The 23,926-nt window shown below is 35.0% G+C and carries 21 protein-coding genes and 2 pseudogenes; 8 read left to right on the forward strand and 15 right to left on the reverse strand.

Translation table 11 applies throughout. The features are described from left to right. Positions 1 to 349, forward strand: a pseudogene (locus IW492_RS08610) (transposase); the annotation flags it as partial. A gap of 349 nt (positions 350 to 698) precedes the next feature. Here IW492_RS08610 and IW492_RS08615 read toward each other — a convergent pair. The 6 genes from IW492_RS08615 to IW492_RS08640 form a co-directional block, all read right to left on the reverse strand. Then, positions 699 to 1,898, reverse strand: coding sequence for an ABC transporter permease (locus IW492_RS08615; protein ID WP_202067211.1), 1,200 nt, complete (start codon positions 1,896 to 1,898; stop codon positions 699 to 701). Further along, positions 1,895 to 2,578: an ABC transporter ATP-binding protein gene (locus IW492_RS08620; RefSeq protein WP_202067212.1), complete on the reverse strand. Its 684-nt coding sequence runs from the start codon at positions 2,576 to 2,578 to the stop codon at positions 1,895 to 1,897. Before IW492_RS08620 ends, IW492_RS08615 begins: the two co-directional genes overlap by 4 nt. Continuing rightward, on the reverse strand, positions 2,575 to 3,762 hold the full coding sequence (locus IW492_RS08625; protein ID WP_202067213.1) for an efflux RND transporter periplasmic adaptor subunit: 1,188 nt from the start codon (positions 3,760 to 3,762) through the stop codon (positions 2,575 to 2,577). Before IW492_RS08625 ends, IW492_RS08620 begins: the two co-directional genes overlap by 4 nt. A 17-nt stretch (positions 3,763 to 3,779) precedes the next feature. After that, complete coding sequence (locus IW492_RS08630) at positions 3,780 to 4,289, reverse strand: stage II sporulation protein M (RefSeq protein ID WP_202067214.1); 510 nt, start codon at positions 4,287 to 4,289, stop codon at positions 3,780 to 3,782. Then, entirely contained in the window at positions 4,279 to 4,956 is a 678-nt protein-coding gene (locus IW492_RS08635; RefSeq protein ID WP_202067215.1) for an ABC transporter ATP-binding protein, read from the reverse strand. The genes IW492_RS08630 and IW492_RS08635 overlap by 11 nt, the downstream gene beginning before the upstream one ends. A 1,972-nt stretch (positions 4,957 to 6,928) precedes the next feature. After that, a complete protein-coding gene (locus tag IW492_RS08640) occupies positions 6,929 to 7,213 on the reverse strand; it encodes a hypothetical protein (RefSeq protein ID WP_202067216.1) in 285 nt (94 codons plus the stop codon). Positions 7,214 to 7,501: 288 nt separating this feature from the next. Between IW492_RS08640 and IW492_RS08645 the strand changes: the two genes are divergently transcribed. The 5 genes from IW492_RS08645 to IW492_RS08665 all read left to right on the forward strand — a co-directional run bounded on the left by IW492_RS08645 (position 7,502) and on the right by IW492_RS08665 (position 10,253). Then, positions 7,502 to 7,768 carry a hypothetical protein gene (locus tag IW492_RS08645; RefSeq protein WP_202067217.1) on the forward strand — a complete coding sequence of 89 codons (267 nt, stop codon included), beginning with the start codon at positions 7,502 to 7,504 and terminating at the stop codon, positions 7,766 to 7,768. 165 nt (positions 7,769 to 7,933) lie between these two features. Next, on the forward strand, positions 7,934 to 8,347 hold the full coding sequence (locus IW492_RS08650) for a sigma-70 family RNA polymerase sigma factor (RefSeq protein WP_202067218.1): 414 nt from the start codon (positions 7,934 to 7,936) through the stop codon (positions 8,345 to 8,347). Between the two features lie 6 nt (positions 8,348 to 8,353). After that, complete coding sequence (locus IW492_RS08655) at positions 8,354 to 8,560, forward strand: helix-turn-helix domain-containing protein (RefSeq protein WP_202067219.1); 207 nt, start codon at positions 8,354 to 8,356, stop codon at positions 8,558 to 8,560. 360 nt (positions 8,561 to 8,920) lie between these two features. Next, complete coding sequence (locus IW492_RS08660; protein ID WP_202067220.1) at positions 8,921 to 9,115, forward strand: helix-turn-helix domain-containing protein; 195 nt, start codon at positions 8,921 to 8,923, stop codon at positions 9,113 to 9,115. Between the two features lie 91 nt (positions 9,116 to 9,206). Next, positions 9,207 to 10,253: a tyrosine-type recombinase/integrase gene (locus tag IW492_RS08665; protein ID WP_202067221.1), complete on the forward strand. Its 1,047-nt coding sequence runs from the start codon at positions 9,207 to 9,209 to the stop codon at positions 10,251 to 10,253. 59 nt (positions 10,254 to 10,312) lie between these two features. Here the strand turns inward: IW492_RS08665 and IW492_RS08670 are convergent, their stop codons facing one another. The 7 genes from IW492_RS08670 to IW492_RS08700 all read right to left on the reverse strand — a co-directional run bounded on the left by IW492_RS08670 (position 10,313) and on the right by IW492_RS08700 (position 18,221). Continuing rightward, complete coding sequence (locus IW492_RS08670; protein ID WP_202067222.1) at positions 10,313 to 10,732, reverse strand: YbaK/EbsC family protein; 420 nt, start codon at positions 10,730 to 10,732, stop codon at positions 10,313 to 10,315. A gap of 180 nt (positions 10,733 to 10,912) precedes the next feature. Next, a complete protein-coding gene (locus IW492_RS08675; RefSeq protein ID WP_202067223.1) occupies positions 10,913 to 11,287 on the reverse strand; it encodes a DUF956 family protein in 375 nt (124 codons plus the stop codon). Between the two features lie 289 nt (positions 11,288 to 11,576). Beyond that, positions 11,577 to 12,488 carry a PTS system mannose/fructose/sorbose family transporter subunit IID gene (locus IW492_RS08680; protein WP_202067224.1) on the reverse strand — a complete coding sequence of 304 codons (912 nt, stop codon included), beginning with the start codon at positions 12,486 to 12,488 and terminating at the stop codon, positions 11,577 to 11,579. A 20-nt stretch (positions 12,489 to 12,508) separates the two neighbouring features. Then, on the reverse strand, positions 12,509 to 13,312 hold the full coding sequence (locus tag IW492_RS08685) for a PTS mannose/fructose/sorbose transporter subunit IIC (RefSeq protein ID WP_202067225.1): 804 nt from the start codon (positions 13,310 to 13,312) through the stop codon (positions 12,509 to 12,511). A gap of 40 nt (positions 13,313 to 13,352) precedes the next feature. After that, the gene (locus IW492_RS08690) at positions 13,353 to 14,342 is read right to left on the reverse strand and encodes a mannose/fructose/sorbose PTS transporter subunit IIA (protein ID WP_202067226.1); all 990 of its coding nucleotides are present in this window, start codon (positions 14,340 to 14,342) and stop codon (positions 13,353 to 13,355) included. A 249-nt stretch (positions 14,343 to 14,591) separates the two neighbouring features. Further along, positions 14,592 to 15,083, reverse strand: a complete 492-nt coding sequence (locus IW492_RS08695; protein ID WP_202067316.1) for a mannose/fructose/sorbose PTS transporter subunit IIB — start codon at positions 15,081 to 15,083, stop codon at positions 14,592 to 14,594. 270 nt (positions 15,084 to 15,353) lie between these two features. Next, positions 15,354 to 18,221, reverse strand: a complete 2,868-nt coding sequence (locus IW492_RS08700; protein ID WP_202067227.1) for a sigma-54-dependent transcriptional regulator — start codon at positions 18,219 to 18,221, stop codon at positions 15,354 to 15,356. Between the two features lie 300 nt (positions 18,222 to 18,521). Between IW492_RS08700 and IW492_RS08705 the strand changes: the two genes are divergently transcribed. Together IW492_RS08705 and IW492_RS08710 are read left to right on the forward strand one after the other, a co-directional pair. After that, positions 18,522 to 20,153, forward strand: coding sequence for an ABC-F family ATP-binding cassette domain-containing protein (locus IW492_RS08705; protein WP_202067228.1), 1,632 nt, complete (start codon positions 18,522 to 18,524; stop codon positions 20,151 to 20,153). A 683-nt stretch (positions 20,154 to 20,836) separates the two neighbouring features. Beyond that, positions 20,837 to 21,073, forward strand: a pseudogene (locus IW492_RS08710) (transposase); the annotation flags it as partial. On the opposite strand, the gene IW492_RS08715 reads toward IW492_RS08710, so the two are convergent. Both IW492_RS08715 and IW492_RS08720 read right to left on the reverse strand, forming a co-directional pair. Next, positions 21,073 to 21,942 carry a DegV family protein gene (locus IW492_RS08715; protein ID WP_202067229.1) on the reverse strand — a complete coding sequence of 290 codons (870 nt, stop codon included), beginning with the start codon at positions 21,940 to 21,942 and terminating at the stop codon, positions 21,073 to 21,075. The pseudogene IW492_RS08710 and the gene IW492_RS08715 sit on opposite strands and share 1 nt — an antisense overlap. A 604-nt stretch (positions 21,943 to 22,546) precedes the next feature. Then, entirely contained in the window at positions 22,547 to 23,839 is a 1,293-nt protein-coding gene (locus tag IW492_RS08720) for an adenylosuccinate synthase (RefSeq protein ID WP_202067230.1), read from the reverse strand. Between the last annotated feature and the right edge of the window lie 87 nt (positions 23,840 to 23,926).

Consider the following 23,926-nt stretch of genomic DNA (forward strand, 5'->3'; position numbering starts at 1 on the left):
AGATTATCTGCCAAGAAAACAAAAATACGAAACCTATAACCGTCTCTTTCAAGAACGGAATAGCTTTTCTAAAACCGATACAGACGCTACCTTTATGCGGATGAAAGACGATTACATGCGTAATGGACAGTTGAAGCCAGGCTACAACTTACAAATCGCAACAGAAAATCAGTATGTACTGGCGTATGATCTTTTTCCAAATCCAACCGATACAAAAACCCTAAATCCATTTCTTGACAACTTTTTAGAGCAGCACAAAGAACTCCCTGAATATATTGTGGCAGATGCAGGTTATGGTAGTGAAGAAAATTATATGTATATCCATGATGTTTTACATAAAACGCCTTTGAATAAGATAACCAACTAGATTAGTATGTGATTTTGGCAATATTTTTAAAATCAAAGCAATCAAGAATAACACGATGGTCAATAAGATATAGTAATGATTCATAGTTTTTTCCTACCTTTACGTTATAAATCTTTTCTTGCAAATATAAAGTTTCCTATAAATAGAGATAATGCTGTGACCACCACAAAGAATATAATGTTAGTCCATAAATCTTCTGTTACTTTTCTTTGGGCAAATCAATTATTCCTGTTGGATCAAAGTGATAAGTAGGTAGCATAGATTCAAAAGTGAATTTATAATGTATTAGTAACCAACTTGAATTTTAACATCTTTCAGAATTTTTTGTATTTTAGCGTAAAATGTCTATCAATTCTTTTCGAGAAGCCTCAGATGCAGGAACCACAGAAAATATCAATCCAATACTACTTGATATCCCCACCGCTAATAGTATGATAGAAAAATCAATAGATACAGGTAATCCTAAGGTTATTCCTAACAAATTAGCTAGTACTATGCCAATAATGTAACCTATAAATCCCCCTATCATTGTTAAAGTTAATCCTTCCAATAAAAATTGAAGGCGTATCATATTTTTTGTAGCACCTAAACTACGTCGAATACCTATTTCTTTTGTTCGCTCTGATACAGAAATATACATCATATTCATTACACCAATCCCTGCAATAAATAAGGAAATTCCTGCTATTGCAGAAATAAAATATGTGATAGATGTAAGTACGTTACCTATTCCGTCTGTCAAAACACTAGAATCTAATGTTTTATATTCTCCTTTGCTATGCATTGTCCCATTGCTAGATAGTGATTTTATAACATCACTTACTACCGCATTAGGACTCATATTTTTTTCTACAGTTATGTCAACGGTTGATGTATCTTTATCAGAAAAAGCATAAGTTAGATATGTCTTTTGAGGAATTGCAATTTGGTAAGCATCTGTAGAGAAAAGTGATTCTGATTTTACAGCTTTAAAAATACCTACAATGGTAAAAATACAAGAATCAATTCTCAGACCTCTCCCGAGAGAATTATCAACGGACGAAAATAATTCTTTAGCTAGTTCAGAATCAATTACTGCAACTTTATTTAGTATCTCACCATCATTTTTTATCAATCCTCGTCCTTTGAGTATTTCTAAATCGAAATTTTCACCAAGAGAAATTTGTTTACTTTTTTCTTGCCCTCTAATATCTAAACTTACTGGAAACTGATCTAATTTATTATCTGTAAAATTACTGGAAACAATACCTTCAACTTTATTTATCAGCATTAAATCTTGTTCATGAAAAAAAGAAATATTTGTCTGATACATTTCTTCATTGCTAGGTTCAAAATAGATTGAAATAGTAGCATTACCAGACTTACTATTTGTAAGATCATTTAGTGTCTTTTTTTCAAAGCTTTTTCCTAGAGATAAAATCATAATAACTGATGATACACCGATAATTATTCCAACCATAGTTAAAAAACTTCTTCTTCCATTGTTTCTAATAGATCTCAAAGATGTTCTCCAAATAACATATATTTTCATGGCTTAATCTCTTTATCACTAGTTATTTTTCCATCTTCTATTTTAATTAATCTTGAACAATAAGAAACTACATCAGGATCATGAGTAACTAAAATACAAGTTATGTTATCTAAACGATTCAAGTTTTGGATTAATTTCAATATTTCTTTTGAAGTGTGTGTATCGAGTGCACCCGTAGGTTCATCTGCCATTAAGAATCTTGGCTTATTTACTAATGCACGTGCAATAGCTACACGTTGCTGTTGTCCACCTGATAAATGTTTAGGATATTTCTGTGCTTTATTATCAAGTCCAACACGTATCAACGCATTTTGAACAAGTTCTTTTGTTTTGTGTATTCCATAATCGTTATAGAGTAAAGGCAATTCGACGTTTTCAAAAACTGTGTTATTTTCAATCAATGAAAAGTTCTGGAACACAAAGCCTACTACGGTATTCCGTATTTTAGAAAGTGCTACATCTGAAAAGTTAATAAAATTAGATTCTTCAAATATATATTCCCCATCAAATGAAGTATCTAAAAAACCTAAAATATTAATTAATGTTGATTTACCTGAACCTGAAGGTCCCATAATTGCAACCATTTCTCCATCAGAAATATGAAGGTCAACATTTTTTAAAGCATGAAAGTGTTCTAAGTGAGATTTATAATATTTATTTACATTCGTTAAAGTTATCATTTTTTCACCTCAACAACTAATCCATCTTTTATGTGTTCATCCGGATTTGTTATAATATTGTCTCCGACAGATACTCCATCAAGAACAATATATACTCCATTTTCCTCTTTTAAAGATATACTTGTTTTTACTGCTTTACTATCTTTATATAAAAAAACAAATTTTTCTTTTTCAGATTCAATAACTGCTGTTTTTGATATTCTAATTTCTTCGATATTTACTAAAACATCAACACTTAATCCAAACTGTAACTGCTTATCAGGTTTGATAATAAAGTTATAATTAGAAATTTGGTTAGAAGATGTAGCATTACTTGATTCAAAATTATTTTTTGGTAATTTTTCAATGAGCTTTATATTTCCACTTATTTGTTCGTTTGAAGTGATGGGCTTAACGATTACTTTCTGCTCCTTGAATAATCTATGATAATCATACTCAGATACAGTAGCATCAATTACTGTTTGAGGACTAACTAATGTAATAAATGGTTGAGAGGGGTCTGTCTTTCCTTTCATATTTATGTATGCTATACCACTCATGTCACTTGTAACTGTAGTTGTAATTTTTTCTTTGGTTTTTGCTACTGTAGTGTTTGCATTTGATAATTCAAGATTGGCAGAATCTAAGTTTTGTTGATTCTGAATAATAACTCCTTTTTGAGTTTCTATAGAATCTTCAAGCTGATCTACTATAGATTTTAACTCGCTTTTTTTCGCTTCATCCTCAGGCGTATCAGTTTTTTGATTGTTGTACTTATTTATCGCTTCTGTCAACTCAGAATTCAATGAATCTTGTTTTTCAATAGCAAGACTTAGGTTTTGTTGTGCAATATCTACTGCCAAAACTAACTTACTAAGAGATTGCTCTTCTCCATCTGCCTGATCCTTAACGGTATCATTCTGATAAGTAAACAAGAGTGTTCCTTCTGAAATTTCCTGACCATCTGTAATAGAAATAGAGCATACATTACCAAGGGATTCATTAATGAAAATTTCTTTGATATTTTCTGCCTGTACAATTCCACTAAAAATTAGAGGATCAATGTATTCAATAGTAGCAATCTCATATATAGGTTTGATACTATTTTCTTTCTTAGTAAAAGCATAAAAGAGTAAGCTACCTATTACGGCAATAATTATCAGTGAGATAATTATAACGTGAAGTTTATTTTTTAGATATACCATTGGTCAACTCCTTTTAATCATATATGGACAAAAAGTGGGGCTACATAACACTCTAATAATGCTGCTAAAAATACTAATGAGAAATTTACAAATATTAGTATAGAGATAAATTTGAAAAATGTTGATAAGTTAGTTAGCTTTGATGGATGTTTGACAATCAGTAAAAAGAGATTTATATATACATATGGAATAATACTAGCTACTATAATTGCTGCTAACAATTCAATTACTCCATGTATCCAAAAAAAAGATAAAGCAGAGTATATTCCTACTGTTTGACTAGCTCCTCCTACTAAAATTCCTACTATAAAAAATTGATAACAAATAAATAGAATAGAGCCTATTCCTAAGCTAATAATAGAATTTATAAGCAAATCAATGTGTATTTTAGAATTTGTCAAAAAAATTTGAGAAAAATCTAGGTTCAAATCCGGGTTCGTATCTACTGGATTAGAAAGTAATAATCCTAGTATTAAAGACCCTATCCCTATGGCTAGTGACAGGCTAAAAACATAGCTAAATTTCATCTGATATACTCCAATCAAGTGATGCTCCAATAACATCATCAGAATAGCCCAATATGGCTTTATGGGTAGCCAAGTTTTCTATCATTTTTTCTTTTGAGTGAGTAGTGTAGATAACAATAGAATTATATTCCTTTACAAAAGACTGTAATGCTTTAGTTAATGCTGTTTTAGATAAATCATCTAAATTTACAAATGGCTCATCTAGTAGTAAAATATGTGGCTTACAAATCATAGCTAAAACAATACTCAATTTTTGCTTAGTGCCTAAAGACATATCCTTGGTTAATGTTGAAATATATTTGTATAATCCAGATTCTTGTATAAATATTTCGACAATCTGATTGCTTTCGAAATCAGAAATAAGCTTTCTTACAAAGCTAATCATTTCTTGCCCTGTCAGAAAATCGTAAAGAAATAACTCATTTCCTATCAGATATACTAATTCTAAGTATTTTTTATAATTTAATTTACATGAAATACTTTTATTTATAACATCTCCTTCAAAAGAAGTAACTCCTGCAAGTATATTTAATAGTGTAGTTTTTCCTATACCATTCTCTCCACATATTTTAACTAGAGAAGTGTTTGGAATACTGAAATTTGAAATATTAATGATTACTCTATCTGAATCGTCATACGTTTTTTGTACATTTTCTATCTTTAGCATATATAAAGCAACTCCTTAGAATAGTGTAGATGATTAAAAATAGTCCATATCCAATGAGAAATATGTTTAAATATACGAATGTAGAATATTTTATATATAAAGCTATAACAATATTCCCAATATAAATTCCTGATCCTATGACAAAAAAATCTTCTATGGATTCATAAAATCCTGAATATCCAGAACTAATTATTTCAATAGGAATGTCCAAATTACCTGTTTTTTGCCAAATATTAAGAATATTAATACATAGTAGCGATACCGTATATACTATAATAATTACCAAAGGATTAAATGAACCTCTAATAAAAATAACAGGTAATGTAAGGATCACAATTAAAATGGATATTTCTTTATTTAGCATCTGTACAAATTTAATTGCTAATAAGAATCTAGCAGAAAATTTTTTCATAAAATAATAATTGACCAGCTCAGACTGTTCGAAAAAGTGCGATTTAAATAAAAGATGTTTTAAGAAAATATTATAAGTAGTAGGCAGCAAAGCATAATAGTATACCAATATGATGTTAGGAGAGATAGAGAATTTATTTGTCACAATTCTTGATATAAATAGTGCTGTAATACATAAACCTGACATGAAAATTATTTTTAGTCTAATTCTGTAGAAATCAAAAAAGGTACGAAAAGGTGCCGATAAAATTGTCAAGACAGTGTGTTCATGATAAATTTTTCTGCTTTTTATAAAACTGAATAGCAATAATTTGTTTTTATTTAATAACAGAATATTATGTTTATAGCAATAAAAAATAATCTGGATAAAGAAATTGAATAGTAAGACAATTAGACCTATCCAACCTATTTGTAAATCTCTTATGATAATACAGCTAGCAAAAAAAATTAGATATATTATATAGTGTAACGACATTGAACTCATGATTATTGGAAAAACGAGCTTCCAAATTCTTTCTTTAAAACTTAATCTAGAAGAGATAGTAGGGAGAAGAAAGCTAACTTCATATAACTTTGTTTCGTAACTTATAGTTTCAATATTAGTAGTCACTAAAATGATAAAGTATATAGAAGCCGTAATAAGTATAGGTAAATTTGTTTTTATGGCAACAAAAATTAATAGGCAAATAAAAGTTGGTGATAAAACTCTTAAATATTTATTGACCCATAATATTATACGAATCACAAAACTTATGTCTTCATCCTTCAAAACTTTCTTTAAAAAAGAGAATCTTGTTCGAAGATTATATGCCAGTTCCCTATTATTCTGAATTTTTTTAACATTCCAATAATTCATATCAATTTAACCACTTGCAAAATTGCGGAGACTATTCCAAATAATAGAATAAGTATACAAAAGACAAAAATCAACCACAAACCCCATTTTCTTTTTTTATAGTTTTTCATTTTTACTTTCCTCCTATAGTTAAAATATTACTAATAGTCATTAACGATCCTAGGCAAATTATCAAAAATAATCCTAAAATAAGACGCCGAGTATTTACAACTATTTTTTTAGTTTTCAAATAGTAAAAATAGTAAAGGCATAAAACAATCCAAGTGGATGGGAAAAGACTTAGTTTAATAAAGTCATATATATTATTAAAATCAATAAAAATTAAGAAAAGAAGATTGAGTACTACTCCTATAATATTCGCGAATACTACTATAGTGAATGATTGTCTAAACCCCATTCTAATTTTTACGACCCAGCCACTTATTATTGAAAGTATGAGAGTCCCAATAATTGTCGAAATATACGCAAATAAAAGTTGAATCGCATAGATTACAAATGGGACAGTTTTAACGTTAATTACATTAACAAACTCTTCGATCTCTTTAAACTTATTAATAATCTCAAATTTTTGCATTGCTATATATGTACTAGAATATAAAACAATGGCTAAAAGAAAAAATAATCCAATATTTTTGATTCGTGACATCTTACACACCCTTTTAAAAAGAGCCTAAACGCTTTGTTTAAGCTCTTAACTAAATTTGTTTATAAAGCCATTGCTGCATATCTCCCTGCTCTTCTTGCAGTAGCAGCTATTGTAGCACGATAAGCCCAAACTGCTGCACTAGCAGATGCACCAATACCGCAAAGAGTAAGTAGTAGAGATGCCCATGCAATCCAATCTAATGCAGCCAGGATCGAACCTGCTGCTGATAGAGAACATCCAATAAGACCTCTGATAAGTAAAGCATTTTTACCATTAAACATGATTTCACCTCTTTTCTTCTTCAAAATCATCAGAAAAATCCAGTTACTAATTAAATGATTCACAAAAAATCATCCTAAAAGATGTTTTTTTAGGTGAGGGTATAGCTTCATCTATACCCTATTCTTACTATAAAAATAGCTTTTCGGATTTCTTAAAGCAAATCGAATAAAAAGAATTTTTTGATAACTTATTATATCAAATTGTGATTTTTATAACAAGCATCCTTTGTGAGTCGTGGTTTATTTAGTTTGCAATTTACATCAATGAAAATAACAAATTTTTAAAAATTTTGTTTCAGGAGTTTCATATCAGTAATTTTTACTCATTCTTTATTACGAGGAGGTGAAAATATGTCTGAAAACTTTAAGGAAAAAGAAACTATATACAAACTTATGCGGGAAATCATTCAAGAAAGAAGGGAATTAAGTAAGCAATATTATGAATTAAAAGAGCGATTAGAGAAATTAGATCAATCATCAGTGCATCCTATTGCCTATGACCATCAACCTACAGAAAACGGAACTGGTTTATCAATTTTAGACAAAGAAAGAATCAAGCAACAAGATTACTACATCAAAAACAACAAAAGCTCACACTATGTTTCCTATGAGCAATAAGCAACTCTTCAAGAAATTGCAAGATGAATTTAAACTAAGGATTACTTACTCCAATTTTATATGTAATGTATTGCCTAGAATAAATGGTGATAAGAAGATTCCTGTAGAGAGAGCCTATCGTGGCTACTGGCAGTACCGTTTGAAAAGCTAAAGGGGGGTGGGTTTATGTCACAAACAGAGGAAGAAATTACTGGTATGTTCATTACGTATATACACAAATCACTTGTATGGAGAAAAATTGATTTTTATTCAAAAGAGCAGAACCGTATCAACACCCACATTTTCGAATCTTTTGATGATTTTGAAGAAGACAGGCTGTACATTCAGAAAAATAAGTTTGTTTCGATTGATAAACTATTTGACCAAAGTCTAGAAATTCAGCTTGCTCTAAATCAATTGACAGACAAAGAACACTACATCCTCCAAAGAAAATATTATGGAGATCTAACTAATCTGGAAATAGCAAATAAACTTGGTATCAGCAGTCAACGAGTGTCAAAACTAAAAAGACGGGCTTTAGTAAAATTACGGATTTTTCTATCTTCTAAAGACTCAAAAGAATCGTTCTATAGAAAGTGAGGATGCATGAAAAAGAAGAAAGAGAATCTCGTTCCTTTAATTTTATTAGCACAAAAAGGAGATAAAGAAGCGTTATTTACGCTGTTTTTAAGATTTGAATCCATGATCGAGGCAATATCGGAACCTCGTCGTGAGCATATTAGTGAGGATTGCCAACAAGAATTAGCCCTCGAATTCTTAAAACTAATACACAAGTTCAAAATAGCTCCCTGATTAAATTTTTTTTGCATCTAGGGGTTTCAAAATGTGTATGAAGATACGTTATTACTAGTGTAGGGACTTGTTTAAAGATTCCCAAAGAAAATAAATGAATTGACCTTTGAAAACTAAATATTATTCTGTTAAGTACAAAAACCTTGATTGGAGCATCAGCATCTATCGCCAAGACTCATTTTAACTGACGAGCGAAAAAATAGAAAAACTGAGACTTATTTTAAGCCAAAAATAAGTGCAAAGATAATTAAGGGGATAATGATACTTCTGTATAGCTCGGCGTAACTGGCAGAGAGGTGAAATTCCTATGTGCTTTAGCAAGCAGCTTAACAGATATACTAAATTAATAGGGAGATTGAAATGATTCTAGAACAACAGTATCCTTTTTTATTAACACGTGAGCAAGCATCTGAATTTCTTGGCGTTGATCCTAAATCCTTTGATAAATATATTCGAAAACATCCCAATCTAAAACGTTTTATGATTGGCAGGCAAGAACGTTTTCTAAAAGATGAGCTGATTTTATTCATACAAGATCATCTGTCAGATAATTAAAGTTGATAGATGAATAGAAACTCTGTATGATATAAAGGTATTCATTCTGTCAACCTATCAGTCTTTATTTTATAGTAAAGGATGAGGGTCAATGGCAACTATAACAAAACGAGGAACTTCTTGGAGAGCCGTTATTTCTCTATATAAACATGGAGAATATAAACGCCTATCAAGAACATTTAAAACAAAAAAAGATGCAAAGCGATGGGCACTTGAAAATGAATTGTTAAAAGGAAATGGTACAGACTTAGCACAACATGAAACAACTTTTGCCGATTTCTTTGAACAATGGGTGCATATCGTCAAGAAAAAGGATGTGAGAGAAACTACTTTTCAAAATCATCTCATTACAACTGGTATTGTAAAACAGCTTTTTGGAGATATTCAAATTAAGCATTTGAATGATCTTGTAGTCCAATTGAAAATCGATAGATATGGAGAAACTCACTCTAGAAAAACTACCACTGAGGTATTGTTAAAAATCCGAACCTCTTTACGCTACGCTTATGCACGAGGACTCCTTGATAATGACTTTGCGAATCTTGTAAAAACACATGGAAAAGAACTTCCTAAAAGAAATAAAGCACTCTTAATTACGGAGCTGAAACTCCTTAGAAAATACCTCCTTGAACATTCAGAAAACGAATTTCATGTTTTGATTCTACTTGCAATAGAGACTGGTGCACGTCGTGGGGAACTTCTTGGGTTAAAAAAGGAAGATATTTTTGAATATGGTGTAAAGATACAACGTTCAGTTAGTCCTACCTCTGATGATGTCGGACTAAAAACAAAAAACTCCTTGCGAGATATCTCTATCAACAAAGATGTATTTCATCTATTACAACAGATTTCTCCCAAAGGAAACGGCTACCTGTTTGATCGGGATGGTTTCCGTCAATCAGCCAGATTACAAAAACTATTATCGAAATTGGGAATCAGCAAAACTACCTTTCACGGTCTACGTGATACACATGCTTCTTTCCTTTTCTCTGAAAATATTAGCTTAGATTATGTATCAAGAAGATTAGGACACAATAGTATCCTAACAACTCAAAATTACTATCTTGAATTAATGCCAGAAAAAAAGCACCAGCACGATGCTGATGCTTTAAATCTCTTAAATTCGTTGTCAGATTAAGGATTAACACCAACTGACACAAAAAAACCGCTCGAAACATTGATATAACAAGGATATTCTTAACGTTTTGAGAACTGTGAAACTTTACAGGCTTTTTTAATACCTGGTTTTCCCAGAAAGACTTCATCAATAAAAAATTGTACTTTACGTTCTCTATCATTTAACATACCAAAAGGCGTTACCATCCCCGGAACTGTCCCCATGACCTCCATTAAATCACGTTCTGATGCAAAAGATAATGGGCGAGTGCTATTATCCTTCCTAAACTTTTTTAGGTCAACTCTTTTATCCCCCTTTACTGTGATCAGATAATAATTTCTTTTTTTATCGTCACGTACAAAAAGGTTTTTAGCATCTGCTTCTGGATGTGGAAGATTAACATCACTAACTTCAGCCATGTTGTATACAGCTTTGTGTTCTGTAATTTCATACCAAATTTTACGATCACTTAAATAATCAAGAATCGCCTCTTTATTCACAGTAGTCCTCCTTTGACAGCTATTGTTGAATTGACTAAATTATATATCATACAAAAATAAAAAAACAGGCTTGAATATTTATAAAAACATATTCAAGCCTGCTGAAATCCAGAAAATTTACATTTACAGTAAATTAGTTAAATCACTGAGCAAACCAATTCAATTTTGTTTATAGCTTTACTATCCTTTTTTGCCAATTGACTGAATCGCACGCTTCATAACATCAAAAAAGCTTAGTGACTGAACCATCTGGTCAGATGGAATGTATTTTTGTATCTCTCGCAATACCTTTTTAGGATCTTTGGAGGCAAAAGTAAATGTCCCGTTTTTCTTTGTCTCAATTGCATATCGAGGAATCCATTTTCCTTTAAAGATTACGGAAGCAATTACATAGTTCACTTCTTCCCACGGTATCTGAACATACTTACGAGAATCACGTGAGTTGTAAAATTCAAATCCCTTATTCCCAACCATGATCTGCCCATAATCTGTAAGTCCTGTATAAGCAGTGCCATCCACTACTAAATCTACTTTTGTATTCAATGATTGAACCATCCTATCCATTCCTTCCCCACTATTTTGGATTCATCAATTAGACAATTAGCTGTGTAAGCAGGCTATTCAAAATGAACTACCCACGAGATCAATAAACTGCATTTTATAAAACAATAAGAGGCTGGGACAAAACAATTGTCCAGCCCCTAAAAACCTAAATAAACGGTATTCCAGTCTTTGCATACTCCTACGATTACTCATCACATAGAGGAGCTTTGGCACAACCGCTTTACAATAATGACGCTTGTTAAAAGCTTACCCATTTGATACGGTTTCTCAGCTAAATGATTTATAAAAGTCCTACTACATGACCAAGTACACCGACCACAAACAGACCAAGAATAATAACAATTGGTGAAACTTTTTTCTTAAGCAGCCACATACACAATAGTGTAAGCAATAACGCAGCAAGCCCAGGGATCAGCTGATCCAAGTTATTTTGCAATGTTGTCACTTTGTCTGAAGAAAGAGCCAAACCGGAATTGACTTGCTCAAACGCCTGTCTTATCCCTTCTCCACCAGATGGAAGCTTATCCCATTCAATATAAGCACCTTCATCCAGTTTAACTGTAGAAACAACCGGCAGGAATCTGATGGATACCCAACGCTGAACCAACGCTGCTAATACGAACATCCCTAGAATAGAAGCTCCTTTTGTTACATCCTGCAATAAACCACCTGATAGGTCTTCTGTGATTTTAGAACCAGCTTTATAACCAAATTCCTGTGTATACCACATAAATGACCAACGAATAATATTCCATGCAACAAAGAAAATGATTGGTCCAAGAATATTTCCGCCCATAGCCAGTGATGCACCTAATGCACCTAGCATAGGTCGTACTGTAAACCAGAATACCGGATCACCAACACCGGCCAAAGGACCCATCATACCAACTTTTACCCCTTGAATTGCTACATCATCAACAGGTGCACCATTGGCACGTTCTTCTTCCAGTGCCAGTGTTACCCCAAGAATCGGTGAAGCAATATATGGATGCGTATTGAAGAATTCCAAGTGACGCTGTAAGGCCGCTATGCGGTCCTCTTTTGATTTGTATAATTTCTTGATTGCAGGAATCATTGAGAATGCCCAGCCGCCATTTTGCATACGTTCATAGTTCCATGAACCTTGAATGAAGGTAGAACGCCACGCAACAGCTAAACGATCTCTTTTCGTTAATTCAATTTTTTCTGCCATTTTTTTCTCCTCCTTCAAGATTAATAGTCATTTAGGATATCGTCCAGCGGGTCACCGTGACCTCCGCTATTACCGCCGTTTGAAGAACCGCCCATTTTAGAAAGGTTCAAGTAAATCAGTGCCAGTGCTACACCTAACGCACCAAGTGCGATCAGTGTCAATTGAGAAATCGCCGCTACAACAAAACCAATCACAAAGAACGGCCATACTTCTTTTGTTGCCATCATATTGATTACCAGTGCATAACCAACAGCTACGACCATACCACCACCGATAGCCATACCGTCAGTCAACCATGCTGGCATAGATTCCAGAACAGATTGAACTGTTTGAGCCGGAATAAATAGCAATGCACCTGCTGGAATTGCAATACGAAGACCTTGCATGACCACAGCGACAATATGCCAAATTTCCACCCCTCGGATATTTCCTTCAGATGCAGCTTTATCCATTAAATGTACAATCGGTACAGCTAATGTACGAACAACCATTGTCAAAAACAAACCTGCTACTGCCAACGGTACAGCGATTGCAATCGCTGATGCCACACCTCTGTCACCTTGTCCACCTAAAACTAAAATAATTGCTGATGCGACTGATGCCAAAGCTGCATCTGGTGCCACGGCTGCTCCAATGTTTGCCCATCCAAGAGCGATCATTTGCAAGGTACCACCAAGGATAATACATGCTTCTAAATTACCGGTTACTAAACCGATCAATGTACAAGCTACCAGTGGTTGGTGGAATTGGAATTCATCCAAGATCCCTTCCATACCAGCTAGAAAGGCAACTAATACTACTAAAATTATTGAAATAATAGACATGATAGACCTCCTATTAATTTATGAATTTTGTTCTTTTTGATTACGTATTTGCCAATTCTGTCTTCGCTTTTTTCAGGATTTCATCCATGTTTGCTTTAGAGTCATTTGGTACTTTACGTACATCAAACTTAATGCCTTTACTTTCCAATGTCTCAAATGCTTTAACATCTTCAGGTCCCATAGATAATACTTTGCTTACTACTACTTTACCTACAGAGTGTGCCATTGAGCCGACATTTACTTCTTTGATATCCACGCCGCCTTCAACTGCTGTCAAAACATCTTCCGGATTTTCAAATAGCAACAAAGCCTTAGTATTGCCAAAACGTGGATCTTTTGCGATTTCGATCATTTTTTTAATCGGAATAACATTGGCCTTAACTCCTGGAGGAGCAGCTTGTTCGATCAATTTTTTACGAAGATCATCTTTTGATACTGCGTCTGAAACAACGATAATCCGATTTGGCTGTACTGACTTCGCCCAAGCTGTAGCCACCTGACCATGAAGTAGACGAGAGTCCACACGAGCAAGTACATACTCGATTTTTCCATCTCCAACTACTGTTCCTTCCGGTAAAGCCCCTTTCGGTTGACCACCCTTAACAGCTGCTTTTGGCGTTTCTACCACATCTAGTTCTTCTGGTTTGATTTTTACGCCTTCTCTAGCAATACCTAAAATATGTGCTGCAATCTCCTGTGCGGAATTCATTGAGAAACGAGAAGAATATGCTTCAATCAACATTGGCAAGTTCAATCCGCTGACGATCGCCCACTTGTCTTTGTGTTCTTCAAAAAGGCTACTTGCCTGATTAAACGGCGTACCGCCCCACAAATCAACTAAAAACAATACTTCTTCATCATTATCAAATGTAGTGATTGCCTCAGTTAATTTTGCTTTTAAATCGTCTGGTCCTTCACTGGGCATTAATGTCACAGCTTGTACATTTTCCTGTTCACCAAAAATCATTGAACCAGATTGTAGAATTCCTTCAGCAAATTTTCCGTGACTTGCAAGAATAATTCCTACCATAATTTGTATACCTCCTATGCTTATTTACTTTCTTTTTATTATCTGATGCGTTCCAAAATGCCTCATTCCCGATACATAAAAAATAAAAAATTCAGTTTAGCTAATGGAAAATCAAAACCTTTGGAAACCATGCAATAATAAACAGAGCTCATCAATTTTTCTCTAAAGAACCACATCCTTTCAATTTTCAGAAAGACCAAAACAAACATCACTTTTTTCATCTGCTGTTTTGCAGCAACATGAGTGCATCTATAGCTGCTCTTTCTTCAACAAATCCATTAAGTATACCTTACTGTCAGCAACAACTTTACGAATCTCAAGTATGATACCAAGTGAAGCCAGATATCTAAATGCTTCAATATCCTCTATATCAACTGCAACTGCATTCGTAATCATTTTTTTCCCTTGAGAGAAGCTCATACCGCCTATATTGACAGAATCCAGCTGAACACCTCTTTTAACAACGCGTACAACATCTTCAGGATTTGTAAACAACAACATTACTCTAAAACTATCATCGAAACGTTCATCCGGAAAAATCTGGATCATTTTCTCTACCGTAATGACGTTTACCTTGACACCTGGAGGAGCCGCCTGGATCAATAATTTTTTTCTTAATATATCCTGTGCTACTACATCACTAACCACCAAAATACGATTAATATTCATACTCTTGGTCCATACTGTAGCAACTTGACCATGGATCAGTCGATCATCAATTCTAGCCAGCCGAATATCCATCCAACTTTGCACTCCTTTTCTTCCAATCATCTATTTTCTTGGGGAAGAAGGCATTATTTAGCAGGTTGACTTTCATTCTATACTTAAAATACTATGTTCTGAAAGATAATACCAAAATAAAGCCTTTTGACTCTTGGAATCTTGATCTATTTTATTATTAGCAATTACCATGCCAACTTAGTGTATTGTTATAAACCTCAATAAAATCACTAATTTAATTATAAAAAAAGATACACTGTATTGTTTAAACAGTGTATCTTTTTTGTGTATTCAATCGAATACATCATCTGTATTTGTTATTATATCTTTTTGTGCATTATGAACGATATGAACAATATAGTAGATTTCCGATTCAACAATTTTCAGTTTAAACGATTCATTCAAAAATAGCGTTGCCTTCAAAATCTCTGAATAGATTAGGTCACTTTTCAGCTCTTCCAACAATTCGTCTTCAACATTAAGGGGCTCCTGCCTCAACGCCCTTTCCACTACACCTGCCATGTGCATGATCATATTGATGTAAAAGGTGTAGGACTCATCCAGATTTAATTTTGTCTGAATCGTATCGACAAACTGCCACAACAGCGGCAAAACCTTCTGTGCATTAATAAAGGTGTAGCTCTGCTCCATATACTCTATACAAACTCTTCTAGCTGTCTCTTCATCAAGAGTCATACCATGGACTTCCAACTCATCATCATAAATCAGATGTTCGATCACTTCAGCTGCTTCACCGGAAAAAAAAGTTTCCATTGGTATAAACGGAACATTGATTCTTGGATCTGTAATGCCTGTCGCTGCTATGATATGATACTGCTGATAAAGCTCATTCAGCTGTTTCTTCACATCCAGTATCGAACAAGGAACGACGAATAGATGCTGCTCAGTCTGTGGTGTCAGATAGCCTTCGATCAGTTCTTTCATACGTTGTGCAGTTCCTTCCCCTGATGCACAGATAGCCAAGATCACCTTTTTCTTAATCGATGGCAGCCTCAATTCTTCCCTGCTTTTCAAAACATTCATCCCTGCATATCCGCGAAAACGCTTCAAAGTATCATATAAATCATTTAAATGTGTATCCAGCAAAGTTGTTTTTCTCGCTGCCTCCAACACAACCGGAGTTGTTACCATATCAACTGTTCGGACATCAATCCCTGTCTGTCGGATAATCTCATCTGAAAATGTCCCCAGAGAACCCATATCTACCAGCAGGATTACACCACTGCCTTCATTGACTGCTTCTACTGCCTGGACGATTTCAATCAGCGCTTCTTGCGGCTTCATCTCCAAGGGCATATCTACAGCCTTCAAATTATCAACATTCAATAATTTTTCCACGACTTCAACCATACTGGTAGCTGTGCTCTTTCCATGCGCCGCCACAACAATACCAATCCTGCCGGCATTTTTATTTTCACGCAATGAAATCAATAAAACAGCAATATAATAAACTTCTGATTCTGGAATGGACAGTTGATACGCACCCTCAATAATTTTCTTGATTTCGTGTGCTGCTTCAAATTCCTTAGGATAATCTAAAACCATAGCTCTCAGATTTTCATTCAATTCATGCTGCCTTTTATCGCCAAGCTGAATTCGCTTTAGAAAAGAACTGATATGCAGGCTCATTGCATAAATAAAATTTGATTGAAAATCATGACCCAGCTTAGCTTTAGACAAATTGAAAATTTTTCTGGTAATATCAATAATCTGCTGATCCATAATTTCTGCCAGCTTTTTTTCTGTATCAAAAGTAAACCCATGGTTTTTATAGAAAGATTTTAAATGAACATTGATATCTGTTGTAATAAAATTATTAATCACTTCCTGATCCAATCCATCCGCTTTGAGCAAAGCAGCTTTGTCACCAATAATTTCATATAAATTATAAGGAAGCTCATAAGAATCTGACTGAACAGTAACTAATGATTCGTTAGGTAAAACAATCATCTGGGGTTCTAAGCATTGAGACAACTCTGCTAAAACAGCACGATTATTTGCAAGCTGCATCAAGCCGTCTTTAATACTGTCGGTCAGCTCATCCATTGTAATAATCAGTTCCGGCTTATCCATGTGACTGAGGAATCCTCTGGCCGCCACCAGTTGAACATTCGACTTTAATTGTCCAACATTCCCATAAGTTACGCTTCCTATCAGCGCTTTAACTACATCTTCCGAAAGGGAAATTTTTCGTTGAATTCGATTGGCTTCAATTGCAACCATGATTTTGACTAAATCCACTTTTTCCTTCGCCGGACGGTCATTAAAATTAGGCAGTTGAATGATAATCGGTATTCTCCGCACAAAGGTATTTAATAGAGAGGATGCCGGATTCTCTGTCGTTGCACAAATAATACGTACATCTGCCTGATTATTTTTTGTTGTTTCGCCTAATCGGGAATATGTGCCATGATCCATGAAATAAAAAATCATTTCCTGACCTTCCGGAGGCAGCCGATGTACCTCATCAAGAAACAGAATCCCTCCATCGGCTTCATGGATGATCCCTTCCTTGGTATTCTTCGCACCAGTAAATGCTCCTTCAACATATCCAAACAGATGAGACATCAACAATTCCGGATTATGAGCATAATCCGCACAATTGAAAACAATCAGCTCTTTTTTTCCATCTACGACATCATTTCCCTTGGCAAACTGAAACATGGTATGGGCGAAATGGGTCTTCCCCGATCCTGTAGGTCCGATAATCAGGCAGTTCAACCCTTTAGGAGGATATAAAATAGCTGCTTTCGCCTGTTCTACAGGTGTTTTCATACTACCGGCAACACCAATCATCTGCTGAAAGATATTGTCCATCGCAAAAGCGGACTGCTCTGAACGTTCCTCCGACCAAACGGTATTATTCGACACGTTCTCTTCCCGATAGCTTTTCACATGTTTTCTTAGCGGTTGATAAACAGCACTCTTGTCAACATATTTTACGGGACGCCCATCAAGCTTTTCCAGCAAGCCTTTTCGTACAAGCTGATTCAGATCTTTACTGGCATTCGTCCGCTGAATAGCCAATGCCTCAGAGATTTCCGATGTCGTAACTCCCAACTTCATCGGCAAATCTGAAGAAGCACTTTCAGCAGATTTCTCTTTCACATAAAGATAGATCTTTTCAATCCTTTTCATAGGTCTTCTCCTCAAATAGATACACTATATTTTAAATGTATCATACAGTGTATTCCTCAAAAAGTACACAAAAACCTTTATATACCGCACCATTAACAGAAATTTGAAAGAAAATTATTAAGATACACTACATACTAAATAAAACGGACAAAGGAATCTCTTTAATACAGGCTTTCCATTAAATTCCGAACATTTTCCAATTGTTTATTCATTCGTTCGCTTGAAACTGCTTGAAAATTAAAGGGTTCCCCGCTATAATTCAGAGAGGTTCAAGTAATAATAGAAAAGTGAGGAAAAAGATTGATTACTGTAAATGACGTAAGTTTGGTATTTCCCGACCGTAAACTTTTTGATGATGTAAATATTAAATTCACACCCGGAAACTGTTATGGATTAATTGGAGCCAATGGTGCGGGAAAATCAACATTTTTAAAAATTTTATCTGGAGATATTCAGCCAACAACAGGAACTATTTCATTAGGACCTGATGAACGTTTGGCCACATTGAAGCAGAACCATTTTGATTATGAAGAATACACTGTTTTGGAAACAGTTATTATGGGACACAAAAGATTGTATGAAGTAATGAAGGAAAAAGATGCTATTTATATGAAAGAAAATTTTTCAGAGGAAGACGGCATTCGAGCTGCTGAGTTAGAAGGAGAGTTTGCTGAACTGGATGGTTGGGAAGCTGAACCTGAAGCTGCTGTGCTTCTGCAGGGACTGAATATTCCGGAAACTCTTCATGATCAAAAGATGAGTGAGCTGACAGCCGGACAAAAAATTAAAGTGTTGCTTGCCCAATCTCTATTCGGCAAACCAGATGTTTTACTTCTGGACGAACCTACCAACGGACTGGATACCCGTTCCATTAATTGGTTGGAAGAATTCCTGATTAATTTTGAAAATACCGTAATTGTTGTTTCCCATGACCGTCACTTTTTAAATAAAGTGTGTACACACATGGCTGATCTGGATTTTGGAAAGATCAAATTATATGTAGGAAACTACGATTTCTGGTTAGAATCCAGTCAGCTGGCTGCGAAACTTCAATCAGATTCAAATGCAAAAAAAGAGGAGCAAATTAAAGAGCTTCAAGACTTTATCGCTCGATTCAGTGCGAATGCTTCCAAATCAAAACAGGCAACTTCCCGGAAAAAAATGCTGGATAAAATCACATTGGATGACATTCGGCCATCTTCCCGCCGTTATCCTTTCGTTGGCTTCAAGCCTGAAAGAGAGATCGGAAATGATTTGCTGCAACTGGACAATGTCTCGGTAACCATCGATGGGAAAAAGATACTTGACAAGATTTCCTTTACCTTAAACAAAGACGATAAAGTTGCTTTTATTGCTGACAATGATATTGTTACGACCACCTTGTTCAAAGTGATTATGGGTGAAATCACTCCAGATTCCGGAACTATTCGCTGGGGAGTAACAACGTCTCAGGCATATCTGCCAAAAGACAACAGTAAAGATTTTGATACTGATATCACAATTCTGGACTGGCTTCGCCAGTTTGCAAGTAAAGAAGAAGATGATAATACATTTTTACGCAGCTTCTTGGGAAGAATGCTGTTTTCCGGTGAAGAAGTACTGAAACCTGTAAACGTTCTTTCCGGAGGCGAAAAAGTCCGTGTTATGCTTTCAAAACTAATGCTTTCAAAATCAAATGTGCTGGTTTTAGATGATCCTACAAACCACCTGGACTTGGAATCTATTACTGCATTGAATGATGGATTGATTGCTTTTATGGGTGCCATCCTGTTCGCTTCACATGACCATCAATTTATTCAAACACTGGCAAATCGAATTATCGCAGTCTCTGATAAAGGGGTTGTTGATCGCGCAGATACTACCTATGATGAATTTCTGGAAAATAAAGATGTCCAGAAACAGTTGGATGAATTATTCACCGGCATCTATTAAAAAAATGAATAAGTTACTAATTTTCAAGAGAGTGGGATACACTCATGAGGGTTATCGCCCTCACCAAACAGAATGAAAATAAAAAACGATCGACCTGCACGCTATTTCCTGTCATACTAAAGAGGACAGAAAAGCGTGCAGGTCGATCACTTATTGAGGTTCTTTTCCAAGTTGACCTTGAGGGACAAACTAGATCGTTCTACTTATTTTGTACCAATCATCAGGTCACAGAACCTGCGTATAAAAATAAATTGTTTCTATAAGTAGAAAAACTCCTTCTGTATATTTTTTCAAAGGAAAACTAATCGAATACAGGCATTTTTATTTCGGATAAGAAGGAATACTGGACACAAAAAGGCGGTTATTGCGACCGTTCATTTATTACTCCGAATAATCTATCGGATGTTTTCTAATCAGTCCCGTTACCAAGAACTTGGAGGAAATTATTTACAAAATAGAAAGAACACCTTAACAAACAACTGCTAAAGTGTTCTAGATCAAATTTGACTAACCACACATTAAGCAGCAGGTAGTCTTTTTTTTCATTTTTTGAGTTTTAGTTTTCGTATAAAATAGTCAAAAAAACTGATTGTTGTCCTATTTTTTTGATTTAAGGGTACATAAAAAGCACACTGCCTTGTAAGATTAAAGTGACGAAACTCAACTCAAAAGGAGTGTGCCTTATGTTTAAAAATTATACTACCAATCAAACCACTTTACCATTAGATGTAGAACAATATATTCCAGAAACAGATGTTGCTTTTGCGGTGAATACTTTAGTTAAAGCTATTCCTCAAGCGCTCTTCAATCAACTGGAGCAACCGCTTGGTCGTCCTGCCTATCATCCTAAAATAATGTTGAAAGTTATTCTTTATGCCTATACTCAACGTGTTTTTTCTGGTAAAAAAATAGAGATGATTTATTTTCTTTCTGCTCCTAGAGAGAACATTGCAATACAGCCATAACCTGTATGACTGGCAATGGTTGGTCCCAACGGATAAAGCAGAATCTCCTTTGTCTGAATTTCATCATTCAAAAGTTCTTTGGCTTTTTCTGCACCCTCTTTATCTCCAGCATAAGCAATAAACAGCGTTTGATCAACAGGATTTTTAATCTGCTGAACTGTTTCTTCGACAATTTTTTTGATGGACTTGCTGCGGCCGCGAACCTTCCCAACATTTTGAAGCTTTCCATCTGCATCGACAGTAATAATTGGCTTGATGTTCATTAAGCCTCCGATAGCTGCTGTTGTTTTGGAAATTCGTCCGCCTCGTTCAAGATGCTTCAAGTCATCAACTGTGACCCAAGACTGGACATTCATTTTATTGTCTTCCAGCCAAAACAAAACTTCTTCCAATGAATGCCCGGCTTTTTTCAATTCAATTGCTTTATAAACCAGCAAACCTTGACCCAAACTGGCTGCTTTTGTATCTACAATATAGATATCAACCTCGTTATACTCTTCCTTCAGCATTTCCACCGCTTGAACTGCACTTTGATAAGATCCGCTTAAACCGGACGAGAAAGCCAAATAGAGGACTGGTTCTTTTTTTTCTACAAAAGTTCTAAAAAATTCTAAATATCTTCCGGAATTTACCTGAGATGTCGTAGGCAGAGCCCCTTCTCTGACACTTTGTAAAAAGACATCATAATCAAACGTTTCTCCAAGATCATCTATTAATTCATTGTCATTAATGGTTATCGTCATACTGATAAAATCAACATTGTTTTCTTCCAATAATTTATAAGGTAAATCACAACATGAATCTGTTACTATTTTAAACGTCATTTTACTTTCCCTCCCAACTCATTACATTCTATCATAAAAATACTTTTCAGCCCTCTTTATTAGTATATTGTAAGAAATAAAAAGAAAGCTGATAGTCTTCATCTGTTATTCGTGTCACTATTAAAATTCATTATGAGGTTGTGCCAAAGCTTCTCCATGCGACAAGTAAGTTCTAAACTGTGACGAGTGCTTGCACGAGAAAACAAAACATTACGCAGTATCCGTTTTTCTGTGTCTACGATTCTACTACACTACACTTTATTTCGATCTCATCAATTTCTAAACGGCAGAGCCGCTAAGAATTGAAGGACTTCGTTTCGATCCTCGAAGCAGGGAGGTGCTTTGTTCCTACGCTTCTACGAATGCTCGTCACATGTCTGAAGGGCAAGTAAGAATGTGCTCCTACACTTCTTACAAATGCTCGGATCATACAAAGACTGGAACACCGTTTATTCGGCTTTAGGGGTATCGGACATACTTATGTCACAGTCCTCCTTATTTTGCCCGTTGTTAGAGTGCCAACGAAAAAGAGAACCAGAACAGGCTTACCTGTCTCAGCTCCTCTTTCCAGTTCTATTCAACTGATTATAATTTTCTCATATTTTTAAATCTGTGCCCAAACACTTTCCAGCACATTAGTTTGATTGCGATCCGGTCCCACTGAAAAAGTAGAGATACGCACACCGACAAGCTCAGATATACGATGTACATAGTTGCGTGCATTTACCGGCAACTCAGATAATGTTTTGCAGGCTGTGATATCTTCATCCCAACCCGGCAGTTCTTCATATACAGGCTTACAGCGACTTAGCTCTTTCAAGCTTGCAGGATAGTGATAAATTAACTTTCCATCCAGTTCATAAGCCGTACAGATCTTCACTGTTTTAAGTCCGCTCAAAACGTCAATTGAGTTCAGTGAAAGATTTGTAATACCTGAAACTCTTCTGGAATGTCTCATTACAACGGTATCAAACCAGCCCACACGTCTTGGTCTGCCAGTTGTCGTTCCATACTCTTTACCAACCTCTCTGATTCTGTCGCCTGTTTCATCGAATAATTCAGTTGGAAATGGTCCATCACCTACACGGGAAGTATACGCTTTACAGACGCCTACAACTTTATTGATTTTTGAAGGTCCTACACCGCTTCCGATTGTTACACCACCGGCAACTGGATTTGAAGAAGTAACAAAAGGATACGTTCCCTGATCAATATCCAGCATAACCCCTTGGGCTCCTTCAAACAGGACACGTCTTCCTTCATCCAGTGCATCATTTAGAATAACTGATGTATCCGTCACATATTTTTTAATTTCCTGTCCATACGCATAGTATTCTTCAAAAATATCTTCAAATGCAATTGGTTCACTGTCAAACATTTTTACAAATGAACGATTTTTTTCTTCCAGATTAACTTTCAAGCGTTCTTCGAAAATTTCTCTATCCAACAAATCCGCAATACGAATTCCTACACGTGCTGCCTTGTCCATATAAGCAGGACCAATCCCTTTAATTGTCGTACCGATTTTATTTTCGCCTTTTGCATCCTCCTGAAGCTGATCCAATTTAATATGATACGGCAATATCACATGTGCCCGATCAGAAATTCTCAGGTTATCTGTTACAACATTATTTTCTTTTAAATAGTTCAATTCTTTTACAAGTGATTTTGGATTGACCACAACGCCGTTTCCAATCACACTGATCTTATCTTTATAGAAAATGCCTGATGGGATAAGGTGCAGCTTATACGTTGTTCCATCAAATTTAATGGTATGACCAGCATTGTCTCCGCCTTGATAACGTGCAATTACTTCTGCATTCTCACTTAAAAAGTCAGTAATTTTTCCTTTTCCTTCGTCGCCCCATTGTGTTCCAACAACTACTACAGATGACATTAAAGCACCTCATTCTATATTATTTAGTCCGTGTCCATTGTATCAACAATAGCCAAGCATTTCAACGAAAAATCGAATGTTATTAAT

Origin of the sequence: Enterococcus sp. BWB1-3 (genome assembly GCF_016745275.1) — a bacterium.
Lineage (GTDB): Bacteria > Bacillota > Bacilli > Lactobacillales > Enterococcaceae > Enterococcus_L.